Below are 14,292 nucleotides of genomic sequence, written 5' to 3'. Positions count from 1 at the left end.
TAAAGATGTCTTTATATGATCTCGAAGCCGATCAGCTCCGACCCTCCGCGCCCCGCCACGGGGTCATCCCGGACGAAGCGAAGCGAAGATCCGGGATCCATGCCTGAACCGGAAATGCTCAGGCATGGATCCCGGGTCTCCCTCCGGTCGCCCGGGATGACGCACAGTGGGCGGAATCCATAGGCAATCGCCCTGCGTTGCGCCCGTGACGCGAACCAGTGTCAATTTCGCCCGAAAATGCTCTAGCCTGTGCCGAAGCACAGGGAGATTCGCGTGACCATATCCTCGCCGCCGATCCGCCGGGCCATGGTGCTTGCGGCCGGGCTCGGCCAGCGCATGCGCCCGATCACCGACACGCTGCCGAAGCCGCTGGTCAGGATCGGCGGACGGGCCATGCTCGACCATATGCTCGACCGGCTGGCCGAGGCGGGCGTCGAGCAGGCGGTAGTCAACGTCCATCACCTCGCGGGCCAGGTCGAGGCGCATCTCGCCGGCCGGCAACATCCACGCATCGCCATCTCCGACGAGCGCGGCGAATTGCTCGATACCGGCGGCGGCGTGAAGAAGGCGCTGCCGCTGCTCGGCACGGCGCCCTTCTTTCACACCAATTCCGATGCGCTCTGGCGCGAGACCGGCCGGCCCGCCCTGCCGGCGATGCTGCGGGCCTGGGACCCGGAGCGCATGGATATCCTGCTCCTGCTCGCCGACATGGAGACCAGCCTCGGCTTCGACGGCGCCGGCGACTTCTTTCGCGCTGCGGATGGCCGCCTGACGCGCCGCGGCGCGGCGGCGCGCGCGCCCTGGGCCTATGCCGGCGTCGCCATCCTGAAGCCGGAGCTGTTCGCGGATACGCCCGACGGGCCGTTCTCGCTGAACCTGCTCTTCGACCGCGCCATCGCGAAGGGCCGGCTGTTCGGCGAGGTGCTGGAAGGGCGCTGGCTGCATGTCGGCACGCCCGAGGCGATCGCGCCGGCCGAGGCCGCGCTCGCCGCCGCCCAGCCGGTCGATGCCTGAGCTCAACCTGTTCAGCATCCCGGCCGGCGCGCCCTTCCTGGAGGTGCTGGCGCAGGCGATGCTGGATGGCCGCTTCGGGGCGATTCACGACCCGGCCGACCCCGCCGCCATGGCGCGCGCCACGCTCTACCTGCCGACGCGCCGCGCCGCGCGCGCCTTCACCGCGATCCTGGTGGGAAAGCTCGAAGGCCGGGCCCTGCTGCTGCCGCGCATCGTCCCGCTCGGCGATGTCGACGAGGCCGAGACGGCGCTGATCGGCTCCGGCGCCTGGGTGGGCGAGCGCGTCGCGCCGATCGAGCCGCTGGCGCGGCGCATGCTGCTGACCCGGCTGGTCGATGCCTGGGGCCGCAGCGCCAATCGCAGCCATCTCCGGCTCGATCCGTCGGAGCCCGCCCTGGTGCCGGCGACGCTGGCCGAGGCCTATGGCCTCGCCGGCGACCTCGCCGCCCTGCTCGACCAGATGCAGACCGAGCGCGTGCCGGTCGACCGGCTGGGTAACCTCGATGCGGCGCGCTTCGACACCGTCTGGCAGCTCAATGCCGGCTTCCTCGGCATTCTGGGCGAGACCTGGCCGCAGATCCTCGCCGAGCAGGGCGCCTGCGACCCCGCCGCCTTCCGCAACCGCATGCTGGCGGCCGAGCGCGAGCGCCTGCTCGCCGGCGGCGCCAAGGGGCCGATCATCGCGGCCGGCTCGACCGGCACGGTGCCGGCCACGGCGGAGCTTCTGGCGGCCATCGCTCGGCTGCCGAACGGAGCGGTGGTGCTGCCCGGCATCGACCTCGCTCTTCCGGAACGGGCCTGGACCGCGATCAAGGACGAACCCGCCCCCTCGCACCCGCAGGCGGCCTTGCATCACCTGCTGGAGGTGCTTCAAGCGACGCGCGACGATGTGCGCGAGCTTGCCGAGCCGGATGCGCCGCGCGCAGCCCGCGCCGCCATCGCCCGCGAGGCGATGCTGCCGGCCTCCGTCACCGAGCTCTGGTCGGATCTCGGCCAGCGCGTTCCGCCTGCGACCGCCGAAACCGCCTTCGCCGGCTTGCGCATCGTCGAGGCGGCCGATGAGCGCGAGGAGGCCCTGCTCGTCGCCCTGGCGCTGCGCGAGGCGCTGGAGCAGCCCGGCCATCATGCCGCGCTGGTGACGCCGGATCGCGGACTCGCCGAGCGCGTCGCGGTCGAGCTGAAGCGTTGGGACGTCGAGGTCGACGATTCCGCTGGCCTCCCGCTCGGCCGCTGGCCGGCCGGCTCGCTGCTGCGGCTGATTTTGGAGGCGGCGCTGGCGCAGATGACACCGTTGGCGCTGGTGCCGCTGCTCGCCCATCCGCTCTGCCGGCTGGGCCTGGGCCGCGAGGCGGTGGCGCGCGGAGCGGCCGCGCTCGAAATCGGCGTCTGGCGCGGCAATGCGGTCGGCCGGGGGCTCGCCGGCCTGCATGTCGCGCTCGACCAATGGGACGCATTGCGCGAAGGGCGGCATGTGCCCCGGCCGCGCGAGCGGCTGACGATCGAAGATCGCGCCACGGCAACAGCGCTGCTGCGTGCCGTCGAGCGGGCGAGCGCCCCGTTGCTCGAAGCGCTCTTCCTCGAAGAGCCGTCATTGGCGGCGGTCGTCGCGGCGGCGCGCGCTGCGGTCATCGCTTTCAGCGCAAGCGAGGCCGGCCAGCCTCTCGCTTTCGTCGGTCCTGACGGCGAGGCACTCTCAGGGTTGTTCGACGAATTGGCCGCCGCCGAGGCCGTGATGCCGCCGGGCGGCCGGGCGCAGGATTTCGTCGCGATCCTCGACGGTTTGCTGGGCGAGCGCACTGTCACGCGCAAGGTGCCCGGCCATCCGCGCGTCGCGATCTGGGGACTGCTCGAAGCGCGCCTGCTCGACGCCGACCACATCGTGCTCGGCGGGCTCAACGAAACCGTCTGGCCGCCGCAGACCACGACCGATTCCTTCATCAACCGGCCGATGCGCGCCGAGCTCGGCCTGACGCCGCCGGAGCGGCGCATCGGCCAGACGGCGCATGATTTCGTCCAGGCGCTGATGGCCCGTTCGGTGACGCTGACCCGCCCGCGCAAAGCCGGCGAGGCGGAGACCATCGCCTCGCGCTTCTGGCAGCGCCTGCAGGCTGTGACGCCGGCGCCGGTCTGGCAGAAGGCGCTGGCGGAGGGCGAGACGCTGCGCGGCCTCGCCGCCCTGCTCAGCGCCCCGGCCGGTGCCAAGCCGGTGGCGCGCCCGGCGCCGCGCCCGCCGCGCGATCTGCAGCCGCTCTCGCTCAGCGTCACCGAGGTCGAGACGCTCTATCGCGATCCCTACCAGATCCATGCCCGCAAGATCCTCGGCCTCGATGCGCTCGACGCGCTGATCGAGGACCCGACCGCGCAGGATCGCGGCAAGCTGCTGCACGGCATCGTCGAGGACTTCACGAAGACCTATCCCGAGCAATTGCCGGCCGATGCGCTGGCGCAGGTCGTGGCCATCGGCAACCGCCTCTTCCGCGCCTATGACGACGTGCCCGAGGTGCGCGCCTTCTGGTGGCCGCGCTTCCTGCTGACGGCCGGCCATTTCATCCGCTGGGAGGAGCGCCGCCGCGGCGGGATCGCCCGTATCGGCGTCGAACTCGGCACCGGCGCGAGCTTCAGGCTGGCCGATGGCAGCGAATTCCGCCTGCATGGCCGCGCCGACCGGGTCGAGCTCACCCGCGAGCCCAGCCTGCGCATTGTCGACTTCAAGACCGGGGTGCCGCCGAGCAAGGCGCAGGTCGAGAAAGGCTTTGCGCCCCAGCTCACATTGGAAGCGGAGCTCGCCGCCCGCGCCGGCTTCAAGGGGCTCGCCGGGCCGACGCCTGTTTCCGCCTTGCTCTACATGAAGCTGCACCACGACCCGAAGGGCTGGGCCAAGGACAAGCCGCTCGATTTCGGCGAGGAATCGCTGGCCGACGTCGCCGCGCGGCATCTCGAAAACCTCATCAGGCATCTCGACGCGCTGCGCTCCGGCCGTGAGGCTTACGTCTCGCGCCGCGCGCCCGATTACATCCGCTATGCCAGCCCCTATGACCAGCTCGCCCGGGTCAAGGAATGGTCGGCCGCGCCCGGCGGCGGTGACGAGGGAGGCGAGCCGTGAAGCCGGGCTGGATCGTCCCGCCGCTAACCAACCAGCGCCAGGCGCTGGCCGCCGATCCGGGGCTGTCCGCCTGGGTCTCGGCCAATGCCGGCTCGGGCAAGACCCATGTGCTGGTCAATCGCGTGCTGCGGCTCCTGCTCGACGGCGTCCCGCCCGGGCGCATGCTCTGCATCACCTATACCAAGGCCGCGGCCGCCAATATGGCGAACCGCATCTTCAAGGCGCTGAGCAATTGGGCGACGCTCGACGCGGAGAGCCTGCGCCGCGCGCTGACGCAACTGACCGGCCAAGCACCGACCCTTGCCGAGCAGGCAAAGGCCCGCCGCCTTTTCGCGGAGTCGCTGGAGACGCCGGGAGGCCTCAGGATCGAGACGATCCACGCCTTCTGCACCCGCGTGCTCCAGGCCGCGCCCTTCGAGGCCAATGTGCCGCCGCGCTTCGAGGTCGCGGATGATCTGGCCCAGGCCGAGATGTTGCGCGAGGCGCGCCGCGACCTGCTCGCTCTCGTCGCCGCCGATCCGCAGGGGGCGGAGGCCAGGGCGCTCGACCTGCTGGCGCGGCTGGCGGCGCAGGATTCCTTCGAGACCATGGTGCAGGAAGCCTTGCGCCAGCGCGCCCTGTTCAGCGACGAGACCGGCCGCGCCCGCGACCCGCAAGAGATGCGCGCCGGCATCGCCGCCTTCCTCGGCATTCCGCCCGATCTCGATGCCGGGACGGTCAAGGCCGTTTTCCGCGCCGAGCTGGCCGCGCTCCCCGGTCTGCCGGCGCTGATCGAGGCGCTCGGCGCCGGCAGCACGACGCGCCAGAATTGCGCCACCAATCTGCGTGCGTTGCTGGCGGGACAGGACGATGGCGATCCGGTCACCTTCTGCCGCCGCGGCCTGATCACCGATGCCGGCACGATCAACACCCATATTCGCGGCCGCGGCAAATCGGAGCTGGACGGTGCTCTGCTCGCCGCTCTGGAGGCTCTGGCGGCGCTCGTGCTGGCGGCGGGCGAGCGGCTGAACGCCATCGCCATCCGCGACCGCAGCGCGGCGCTCGCTCTGCTGGTGACGCGGATGCTCGCCTCCTACCAGCGCCAGAAGAGCCTGCGCTCGCTGCTCGACTATGACGACCTGATCGCGCGCACGCGCTCGCTGCTGGAGCGGGTCGAGGCGGCCTGGGTGCTCTACAAGCTCGACGCCGGCATCGACCACATCCTGCTCGACGAGGCGCAGGACACCGGCGAGGCGCAATGGGCGATCCTGCGCAAGCTCGCCGAGGAGTTCGTCAGCGGCGGCGATCTGAGGCCGAAGCCACGCACCATTTTCGTTGTCGGCGACGAGAAGCAGTCGATCTACGGCTTCCAGGGTGCCGCGCCCGCCGCCTTCGGCGAGGAGCGGCGCGCGCTGGAGCGGCGGATCGCGGCCGCCGAGCTCGCTTTCGAGGCGATCAGCCTCAACACCTCCTTCCGCTCGGCGCCGGACATCATGCAGGCCGTCGATGCCGTCTTCGCCCTGCCCGAGCATGCGCGCGGCCTCGTCTTCGACGGCGCGCCGCGGCCCGAGACCCATGACACCGTCCGCCGCAGCGCACCCGGCACGGTCGATATCTGGCCGCTCGCCGCCAATGACACGGGCGAACCGCCCGATGCCTGGACCACTCCGGTCGACGCGCCCGAGCGCCGCAGCGGCACGGTCAAGCTCGCCGAGCGTATCGCCCGCACCTTGCAGCGCTGGCATCGCGCCCGCCGCGACGATCGCGGCCACCCCTTCAGGCCCGGCGACGTCATGATCTTGCTGCGCCAGCGCGGCGCGCTGTTCGAGGCGATCGTCAAGGCATTGAAGGATGCCCAGGTGCCTGTTGCCGGTCGCGACCGCCTGACGCTGGCCGAGCACCCGGCGGTGGAGGACCTGGTCGTGCTCGGCCGGGCGCTCCTGCTGCCGGAGGACGACCTGACGCTGGCGACCGCGCTCAAGACGCCGCTGATCGACCTCGACGACGACGACCTGCTGCGCCTCGCGCCCGGCCGCAAGGGCTCGCTGCGCGCCGCCTTGCAGGAGGCGGCCGCAAGCGAGCCGCGCTATGCCGCCGCTGAGGCGAAGCTCGTCCACTGGACGCGCGAGGCCGGCCGTTGCGGCCCGTTCCGCTTCTTCGCCGATCTGCTCGGCCCTGGCGGCGGGCGCAATCTCGCGCTGGCGCGGCTGGGCGCCGAAGCCGGCGACGCGCTCGATGCCTTTCTTGGCGCCGCCCTTGATCATGAGCGGCGCTATGGCCCCTCCCTTGCCGCCTTCCTCCAGCACGTCACCGGCAGCGCCGCCGATGTGAAGCGCGATCTCTCGGCCAGCGCCGGCGAGGTCCGCGTCATGACCGTGCACGGCTCCAAGGGTCTGGAGGCGAAGATCGTCATTCTCGCCGATCTCGGCCCCGAGCCCGGCGCCCGGCGCCTGCCCAAGATCCTCGCCGTTCCGACCGGGAGCGGCGCGCTCGTGCCGATCTGGCCGCCGGGCTCGGCCGAGGATACGCCCGCGACGATGGCCGCCAAGGCGGTCGTGGTCGAGCAGATGGTCGAGGAGCATCACCGCCTGCTCTATGTCGCCATGACCCGCGCCGAGGACCGGTTGATCGTCTGCGCGGCCCAGCCCAGGGGCGAGGCGCCCGAGGGGAGCTGGTATGCGATGATCGCCGAGGGGCTCGCCGCCTCCGAGGCGGGCTTGCAGGAGATCGGCGACGAGGCGATCCTGCGCTTCAGCGTGACGCCGCCCGCGCCGCCCGAGGATACCGAAACCAAGACCGACGATGCGGTGAAGGCCGCGACGCCCGCCTGGCTCGCCCGCCCGGTCGCGCGCGAGGCCGAGCCCTTGCCGCCGCTGAAGCCCTCCGGCGCGCTCGCCGCCGCCAATGGCGAGGAGCGGCCGGGCGACGGGCCGTTCCTGGCCGAGGCGGCGGCCGCCGGCCGGCTGGCGCATCTCCTGCTCCAGGTCCTGCCGGAGGTGCCGGCGGAGCGTCGCGCGGAGACGGCGCTGACCCTGGCCGAGGCGCGCGGCCGCGCCCTGTCGCCGGAGCGGCGTCGGGAGATCGCGGCGATGGCGCTCGAATTGCTCGCCGCGTCGGCGCTCGCGGAGCTTTTCGCCAGCGATGCTCTGGCGGAAGCGCCTGTTTGCGGCGCGATCCGGCTGCCGGATGGGTCGGTGCGCGCGATCTCGGGGCGGATCGACCGGCTCGCCATCACGCCAGACAGCATCATCATCGCCGATTTCAAGACGGCGGCCCGGCCGCCGGCCGATATCGACGCGGTTCCCGCTTCGACGGTTGCCCAGCTTGCCGCCTATGCCGCGCTGCTGCGCGAGATCTATCCCGGCCGCGCGGCGCGGGCGCTGCTCGTCTACACCGCGAATCTCGCCTGCTTCGAGATCGGGCCCGACCGGCTCGCCGCAGCGCTCGCGGCCCTCGCGGACGGCACATTCGGCGGCGGTGCAGGATCATGACGGGAGGCCGAGCCATGAAGATCCTGCCCTCCCTGCTGTTGCGTCCCCGGCTTCTGGTGGCTTTGGCGGCCGGCGTGGTGGCGGCGGCGCTGTTGCCCAGCGACTGGCGCTGGGCGACGCGGCTGCTGATCGCCTGGGATGCCGGTGCGATCCTCTATCTCGGCCTGCTCGCCTCGACCATGTTCACGGAGACGGTCGCCCAGATCCGCGCCCGGGCCGAGCGGCAGGACGAAGGGGCTTTCGCGATTCTCATCATCGCCTGCCTGGCGGCGAGCGCCAGCCTCGTCGCCATTGTCGTGCAGATCGTCGGGCTCGGGGCGGTGCCCTCGGGCGAGCGGGGCGCGCATCTGGCACTCGGCGGCTTCACGATCCTGTGCTCCTGGACGCTGCTGCACGCCTTCTTCACGCTGCATTACGCCGGCATCTATTATCAGAACGGCAAGGTCGAGCCCTGCTTCGACTTTCCCGGCAAGGCGGAGCCGGACTATGTCGATTTCCTGTATTTCGCCTATACGGTCGGCTGCACCTCGCAGACCTTGGATGTCGGCGTGACGACCCGCCATGCGCGCGGCATCGTGCTGCTGCATTCGGTTCTGGCCTTCGTCTTCAACACCTCGATCCTGGCGATGGCGATCAATGTCGGCGCGAGCCTGGTCTCGGGCGGCTCCTAGATCGTCGCGTATCTTTTTGGACGCGCGACGGTCTGTCTCGTTTCCGGTGCGTCGGGTTTTTCCGCAAAGTGGATTCCACTTTGCGGTCCGATGCTCGGGGCGGCGGATGCGCCGCGCCCCTGCGGCGCGGGCGCCTTGACCGGAAGGGCGGGCGTTCATAGCTTCGCTGGCGAAGGGTGGCCCTGCCGCCCGTTGAAACCGAAAGGCGGCCAGTCATGGCGACGAACAAGGTAACCGACCAGAGCTTCGAGGCCGATGTCCTGAAGTCCGCGGAGCCGGTCGTGGTGGATTTCTGGGCCGAGTGGTGCGGCCCCTGCCGCATGATCGGCCCGGCGCTGGAGGAGATCGCGACCGAGCTGCAGGGCAAGGTCAAGATCGTGAAGATGAATGTCGACGAGAATCAGCAGGTCCCGGCCCAGTTCGGCATCCGCTCGATCCCGACGCTGATGCTGTTCAAGGACGGCAAGCTCGCCTCGCAGAAGGTCGGCGCCGCTCCCAAGAGCGATCTCTCGCGCTGGATCTCGGCCGCCGTCTGATTCGCGCCCGAGCCGGCGGAACGAAAAAGGCCCGCTTCCTGCCGGAGGCGGGCCTTTCCGATTCGGGCTGGCGCGTTCGGCCTCAGCCGCGGCTGTCCTTGTCGATCGCGAAGGCGCCGGCGCCGGCGAAGACGAGATAGAGGAAGACGAAGCAGTAGAGGATCGCCGCGTCGCCGCCGTTCAGCGCCGGGTAGAAGCTCTTGGGCGCATGCGCCATCCAGTAGGCGAAGGCCATCTCGCCCGAGAGGATGAAGGCGACGATTCGGGTCTGGAAGCCGACGAGCACGAGCAGGCCGCCGACGAATTCGAGGACGCCCGCGGTCCAGGACAGGGTGAAGGCGGCCGGCAGGCTGCCGCCCGGCGGCAGTTCCGGGAAGCCGAACAGCTTCTGCGTGCCGTGGATGATGAAGATCAGCGCGGTGACGATGCGGAGCAGGCCGAGGGCATGCGGCGCATAGCGATTGAGCGAATTCATCTGGGTCCTCTGTCGATGCAGTTGGAAGGGTTTCGATGGGTTCCTGCGCGTTTCCTACGGCTTTTAGGCAGGGCTTTCGATTTTGCGCAATATCCCGCACGCGGCGACGGTCGCTTGCGCTTTTGCAAATTTCATCACGTTCCCGCGACGACTGTGTTATTCTTGCCGCGTCACACGCTTTACGAACCCTTAAAAGCGCCATGTTTGAATCCTGTTACACCTGACCCCTCGCAGGGGCGGGTATCGGCCGAACGGGACAGGATGAACGACCGGTTTTCACGAGGCGAGCGGCGCGAGCCCTCCTTTGGCTATGAGCGCGGCGAGAGCCGCGATGACGGTGACATGCGTCTTTCTCCCGACGATCGCCCGGTCCGCTTCCAGCAGGGCCCGACCCGCACCGAGCCCGAGCGGCAGTTGCGCAAGCCGCCGCGCCGCGACAAGCGCGCGGGCGGCGGGGGCAGCGGCGGCGGCAAGAAGCGCGGCCGGCGCCGGCGGCGCTCGCTCTTCGGCGGCCTGTTCTACTGGACGATGGTGCTCGGTCTCTGGTGCGTCATCGGCGTCGGCGGCGTCGTCGCCTATTACGCCTCGCAACTGCCGCCGATCGACCAGCTCACCGTGCCGCGCCGGCCGCCCAACATCGCGATCCTCGCGGCCGACGGTTCCTTGCTCGCCAATCGCGGCGAGACCGGCGGGCGCACCATCACTTTGGGCGAGGTGCCGCCCTATCTGCCCAAGGCCTTCGTCGCGATCGAGGACCGGCGCTTCTACGACCATTTCGGCGTCGATCCTGTCGGCATCACCCGCGCCGTGGTCAACAATCTGCGCGGGCGCGGCGGGGTGCAGGGCGGCTCGACCCTGACCCAGCAGCTCGCCAAGAACCTGTTCCTGACGCAGGAGCGGACCGCCGCCCGCAAGATCCAGGAGGCGATCCTGGCGCTGTGGCTGGAGCGCACCTACAGCAAGGACCAGATCCTCGAGCTCTATCTCAACCGCGTCTATTTCGGCTCGGGCGCCTATGGCGTCGAGGCGGCGGCGCAGCGTTATTTCAACAAATCGGCGCGCTCGGTGACGATCGCGGAGGCGGCGATGCTGGCCGGCCTCGTCCAGGCGCCCTCGCGCCTGGCGCCGAACCGCAACCCGGACCTCGCCGAGAAGCGGGCCAAGCTCGTCATTACGGCGATGGCCGACCAGGGCTTCATCTCGCAGGACGCCGCCAGGACGGCGATGACGGCGCCGGCCGAGGTGCCCGAGCGCACCGGCGCCGGCTCGGTCAACTACGCCGCCGACTACGTCATGGACGTGCTCGACGACTTCATCGGCGCGGTCGATGGCGACGTCACCGTGCTGACGACGATCGACACCAAGCTGCAGAGTTCGGCCGAGACCATCCTGGTCGACGCGCTGGCGGCGCAGGGGGCGAAGCTCCACGCCTCGCAGGGCGCGCTCGTCTCGCTGGCCCCGGACGGCGCCATCCGCGCGCTGATCGGCGGGCGTGACTACACCAAGAGCCAGTTCAACCGCGCCACCGCGGCGCGGCGTCAGCCGGGCTCCTCCTTCAAGCCCTTCGTCTACCTGACCGCGATGGAGAAGGGGCTGACGCCGGACACGATCCGCGACGACGCGCCCTTCTCGATCAAGGGCTGGGAGCCGGAGAACTATTCGCGCAGCTATCGCGGCCCGGTGACGCTGCGGACCGCGATGCAGCATTCGCTCAACACGGTCGCGGCCCGGCTGATCCAGGAGGTCACGCCGAAGGAGGTCGTCCGCACCGCGCAGCGCCTCGGCATCACCTCGGCGATCCAGCCCAATCTCTCGCTGGCGCTCGGCACCTCCGAGGTGACGCCGCTCGAGATGACGGCGGCCTACGCCACCTTCGCCAATGGCGGGCAGTCGGTGCTGCCCTATGTCATCCGCGAGGTGAAGGCCACCAGCGGCAAGGTCGTCTATGCCCGCAAGGCCACCAACTTCGGCCCGGTCATCCAGAAGCAGCCGCTGGCGATGATGGACACGATGTTCACCGGCGTCATGAACGGCGGCACCGGCAGCAAGTTCAACATCCCGGGCTGGGAGGTGGGCGGCAAGTCGGGCACCACGCAGGATTATCGCGACGCCTGGTTCGTCGGCTTCACCGCCCGGCTCGTCACCGCGGTCTGGGTCGGCAACGACGACAATTCGGCGATGCGGCGCGTCACCGGCAGCGGCCTGCCCGGCGAGATCTGGGGCAAGTACATGAAGCTCGCCCATGTCGGGGCGCAGCCGATCCCGCTGCCCGGCGGCTTCTGGCAGGGCGTGCCGGCCCCGGTCGAGGCGCCGGTGGCGCAGATGGCGCCGCAGCAGGGCGGCCCGATGCCGCTCGAGGGCGACCGCGCCTGGACGCCCCCGGCGCCGCAGGAGAAGAACTTCTTCGAGCGCCTGTTCGGCGGCTGAGGCGCGGTTCCCGGCGCCTCGCTTCCGCCCGTTCGGCTCCTGCCGGTCAACTCCTGCCGGCGCGGATGCGGCGGGTCAGGTTGAACAGCAGGAAGGCGGTGATGCCGAGCCCCGACATCACCAGCGGCAGGGGCAGCGCGGCGTTCTTGAGCAGGTGGCCGACGAGCAGGCCGATGCAGGCGGAAAGCAGCATCTGGCACAGCCCGTTGAAGGAGGAGGCGGCGCCGGCGCGATCCGGGAAGGGCATCATCGCCGAGGCCTGGGCCTGCGGCATGGCGAGGCCGACGCCGCAGGCATAGACCGCCCAGGACAGCACCACGCCGAACGCCCCGCCCGCGCCGGTCGCGACGCTGCCGAGCATCAGCAGCCCGCCGAGCGCCAGGCAGAGCACGCCGAGCGCGATGACGCCGTCCATGCCGCGCGAGCCGACGAGGCGCTGCGCCAGCACGGTGCCGCCGATATAGCCGATGACGCCGGTGGCGAAGGAGAAGCCGTACTGCACCGGCGTCAGCCCGTAGACCGCCGTCAGCACGAAGGACGAGCCAGAGATGAAGGCGAAGAGCCCGGCATAGGCCAGCGCCGTCAGCGCCACATAGACGCGGAAGGCGCGGTTCTGCAGCAGCGTCCCGTAGCCCCGGAAGATCGCCGGCAGCGACAGGGGCTGCGGCGAGCGCTGCCGCAATGTCTCCGGCATCACCGTGATAATGGCGACCGCCAGTCCGAGCGCGAAGAGCAGGGAGGCGAAGAAGGTCGAGCGCCAGCCGAAGGCGACCTGCAGCACGCCGCCCATCACCGGCGCCACCGCCGGCACCAGCCCCATGATCGTGCCCATCCGCGCCAGCTCCCGCCCGGCCCGCGCGCCTTCGTAGAGGTCGCGCACCATGGCGCGGCCGAGCACGATCGGCCCCGAGGCGCCGAGCGCCTGCAGGGCCCGCGCCGCGGTCAGCGCCTCGATCGAGGGCGCGAAGGCGCAGGCCAGCGTCGCCAGCGCGAACAGCCCCAGCCCCGCGAGCAGGATCGGCCGGCGGCCGAGCCGGTCGGAGAGCGGCCCCCAGACGATCTGGCCGGCGGCGAAGCCGAACAGGAAGGAGGACAGCGTCGCCTGCGCGCCGGCGACGTCCGTGCCCATGACCTGGACGATCTCCGGCAGGGACGGCAGGTAGAAATCGGTGGAGAGCGGGCCCAGCGCCGTCAGCATGGCGAGGACGGCCGTCATCGCCAGCGTATCGGGACGAAGCTTCATCGAGGGCCTCCGGCACGCGGCCGGGCAGGGGCCGCGCGCCCCTGCTACGACGCCGGCCGCCTTCTCCGCAATGGCGGCAGGAGCAGGCCGGCCATCCGGGTCAGCCAGCGGCGACCGCCTCGGGCGAGAGCCCGACGAGCTCGGCATAGCGCGCCGGGTCGGTCGCGCCCTCGGTGTTGACCAGGAAGACGCGGGAGCTGCGGTCGAGCTTCAGCGCCGCGCGCGTTTCCGGCTGGCGCAGCGCTGCCAGGAGCCCGGCGAGCCCGGCCGCGCCGCTTTCGCCGGCGACGATCGCCGGATCGCCCGCGACCGGCCGCGCCAGCCGGTTCATCGCCTCGACGGCGTCGGAATCCGCCACGGTGAGGAAGGCGTCGGCGGCGCGGTAGAGCACGCGCAGCGCCAGCGGCGAAGGATCGTAGCATTCGAGCATCGCCATCACGGTCGGCGCGCCATGGGCGATCTTCACCGGACGGCCCTGCCGCGCGGCCTCGAACAGGCAGGCGGCGAGCTCCGGCTCGACCACGGTGAAGAAGGGGCGCTCCGCGCCGAACCGCGTCAGCATCTGCGCCGCCAGCGCCGCGGCGATGCCGCCGACGCCGGCCTGGACGAAGACATGGCTCGGCCGTTCGGGCAAGGCGGCGAAGGCCTCCTGCGCGATCGCGGTATAGCCCTGCATCACCAGCGCCGGGATGCGCTCATAGCCCTCCCAGGAGGTGTCGGACACCACGGTCCAGCCCTTTTCCGCCGCGACGCGGGCCGCCTCGACGATCGAATCGTCATAGGTGCCGGCGACGCGGACCATCTCCGCGCCGAAGCGGGCAATGGCGGCGACGCGCTCGTCGCTGACCCCGCCATGCACGAAGACCACCGACCGGGCGCCGACGAGCTGCGCGCCCTGCGCGACCGAGCGGCCATGGTTGCCGTCGGTGGCGCAGGCGAAGGTCATCCCGGCCGCAACGGCCCGCACGGCAGGATCGCCGAGATCGGCATCGTCCACGGCCCGGCCGAGCCGTTCCGCCGCGGCCTCCTGCACCAGCCGGATCACGGCATAGGCGCCGCCGAGGGCCTTGAAGCTGCCGAGGCCGAGGCGCTGGCCCTCGTCCTTGACATGGAGCCCGCCGATGCCGAGCGCCGCCGCCAGCCCCGGCAGCGCATGCAGCGGGGTCGGCGCATGGCCGGCGCGCCGGGCGAGATGGCGCGCGATCGCCGCGGCGCCTTCCGGGCCGAGCGTGGCGCGATCGGCCGGGTCGAGATCGTGCCCATATTCGGGATGGGTATTGATGAGAAGCATGGTCCCCTCGTCCTCGCATCGTCCGGCGAATGGATATTGCAAAGCGGGCGAAAAATGCGCTG

At 71.0% G+C, this 14,292-nt stretch carries 9 protein-coding genes; 6 read left to right on the top strand and 3 right to left on the bottom strand.

Annotated features, from left to right (window positions below; all coding sequences use genetic code 11):
- Positions 1-306 precede the first annotated feature (306 nt).
- The 5 genes from ACWH43_RS20670 (at position 307) to trxA (ending at position 8,794) form a co-directional block, all read left to right on the top strand.
- Positions 307-1,014 carry a nucleotidyltransferase family protein gene (locus ACWH43_RS20670; protein WP_158445933.1) on the top strand — a complete coding sequence of 236 codons (708 nt, stop codon included), beginning with the start codon at positions 307-309 and terminating at the stop codon, positions 1,012-1,014.
- Positions 1,007-4,117 carry a double-strand break repair protein AddB gene (gene addB, locus ACWH43_RS20665; protein ID WP_260349091.1) on the top strand — a complete coding sequence of 1,037 codons (3,111 nt, stop codon included), beginning with the start codon at positions 1,007-1,009 and terminating at the stop codon, positions 4,115-4,117. Before ACWH43_RS20670 ends, addB begins: the two co-directional genes overlap by 8 nt.
- The gene (gene addA, locus ACWH43_RS20660) at positions 4,114-7,587 is read left to right on the top strand and encodes a double-strand break repair helicase AddA (RefSeq protein WP_158448201.1); all 3,474 of its coding nucleotides are present in this window, start codon (positions 4,114-4,116) and stop codon (positions 7,585-7,587) included. Before addB ends, addA begins: the two co-directional genes overlap by 4 nt.
- Before the next feature lie 14 nt (positions 7,588-7,601).
- Positions 7,602-8,258 (top strand): DUF1345 domain-containing protein, encoded by a 657-nt coding sequence (locus ACWH43_RS20655; RefSeq protein WP_448153614.1) that lies wholly within the window; start codon positions 7,602-7,604, stop codon positions 8,256-8,258.
- A 215-nt stretch (positions 8,259-8,473) separates the two neighbouring features.
- Positions 8,474-8,794, top strand: a complete 321-nt coding sequence (gene trxA, locus ACWH43_RS20650) for a thioredoxin (RefSeq protein ID WP_158446771.1) — start codon at positions 8,474-8,476, stop codon at positions 8,792-8,794.
- Positions 8,795-8,876: 82 nt separating this feature from the next.
- On the opposite strand, the gene ACWH43_RS20645 is transcribed toward trxA, so the two are convergent.
- The gene (locus ACWH43_RS20645; protein WP_158446772.1) at positions 8,877-9,269 is read right to left on the bottom strand and encodes a DoxX family protein; all 393 of its coding nucleotides are present in this window, start codon (positions 9,267-9,269) and stop codon (positions 8,877-8,879) included.
- Between the two features lie 261 nt (positions 9,270-9,530).
- Here ACWH43_RS20645 and ACWH43_RS20640 point away from each other — a divergent pair, with 261 nt between their 5' ends.
- On the top strand, positions 9,531-11,696 hold the full coding sequence (locus ACWH43_RS20640; protein WP_375797022.1) for a transglycosylase domain-containing protein: 2,166 nt from the start codon (positions 9,531-9,533) through the stop codon (positions 11,694-11,696).
- A gap of 46 nt (positions 11,697-11,742) precedes the next feature.
- On the opposite strand, the gene ACWH43_RS20635 is transcribed toward ACWH43_RS20640, so the two are convergent.
- Together ACWH43_RS20635 and ACWH43_RS20630 are read right to left on the bottom strand one after the other, a co-directional pair.
- A complete protein-coding gene (locus ACWH43_RS20635) occupies positions 11,743-12,939 on the bottom strand; it encodes a multidrug effflux MFS transporter (RefSeq protein WP_158446774.1) in 1,197 nt (398 codons plus the stop codon).
- A 100-nt stretch (positions 12,940-13,039) separates the two neighbouring features.
- Positions 13,040-14,230 carry a diaminopropionate ammonia-lyase gene (locus ACWH43_RS20630; RefSeq protein WP_158446775.1) on the bottom strand — a complete coding sequence of 397 codons (1,191 nt, stop codon included), beginning with the start codon at positions 14,228-14,230 and terminating at the stop codon, positions 13,040-13,042.
- Between the last annotated feature and the right edge of the window lie 62 nt (positions 14,231-14,292).

The organism is Allobosea minatitlanensis (assembly GCF_964020775.1).
Note: the sequence above shows the minus strand (reverse complement) of the source record. Positions and strands in the feature narration are given on the sequence as shown.

Excerpts from the sequence above, each read along its gene's own strand:
- ACWH43_RS20670 (WP_158445933.1), top strand. The coding sequence starts at position 307 with ATGGTGCTTGCGGCCGGGCTCGGCCAGCGCATGCGCCCGATCACCGAC.
- addB (WP_260349091.1), top strand. The coding sequence starts at position 1,007 with ATGCCTGAGCTCAACCTGTTCAGCATCCCGGCCGGCGCGCCCTTCCTG.
- ACWH43_RS20655 (WP_448153614.1), top strand. The coding sequence starts at position 7,602 with ATGAAGATCCTGCCCTCCCTGCTGTTGCGTCCCCGGCTTCTGGTGGCT.
- trxA (WP_158446771.1), top strand. The coding sequence starts at position 8,474 with ATGGCGACGAACAAGGTAACCGACCAGAGCTTCGAGGCCGATGTCCTG.
- ACWH43_RS20645 (WP_158446772.1), bottom strand. The coding sequence starts at position 9,269 with ATGAATTCGCTCAATCGCTATGCGCCGCATGCCCTCGGCCTGCTCCGC.
- ACWH43_RS20640 (WP_375797022.1), top strand. The coding sequence starts at position 9,531 with ATGAACGACCGGTTTTCACGAGGCGAGCGGCGCGAGCCCTCCTTTGGC.
- ACWH43_RS20635 (WP_158446774.1), bottom strand. The coding sequence starts at position 12,939 with ATGAAGCTTCGTCCCGATACGCTGGCGATGACGGCCGTCCTCGCCATG.
- ACWH43_RS20630 (WP_158446775.1), bottom strand. The coding sequence starts at position 14,230 with ATGCTTCTCATCAATACCCATCCCGAATATGGGCACGATCTCGACCCG.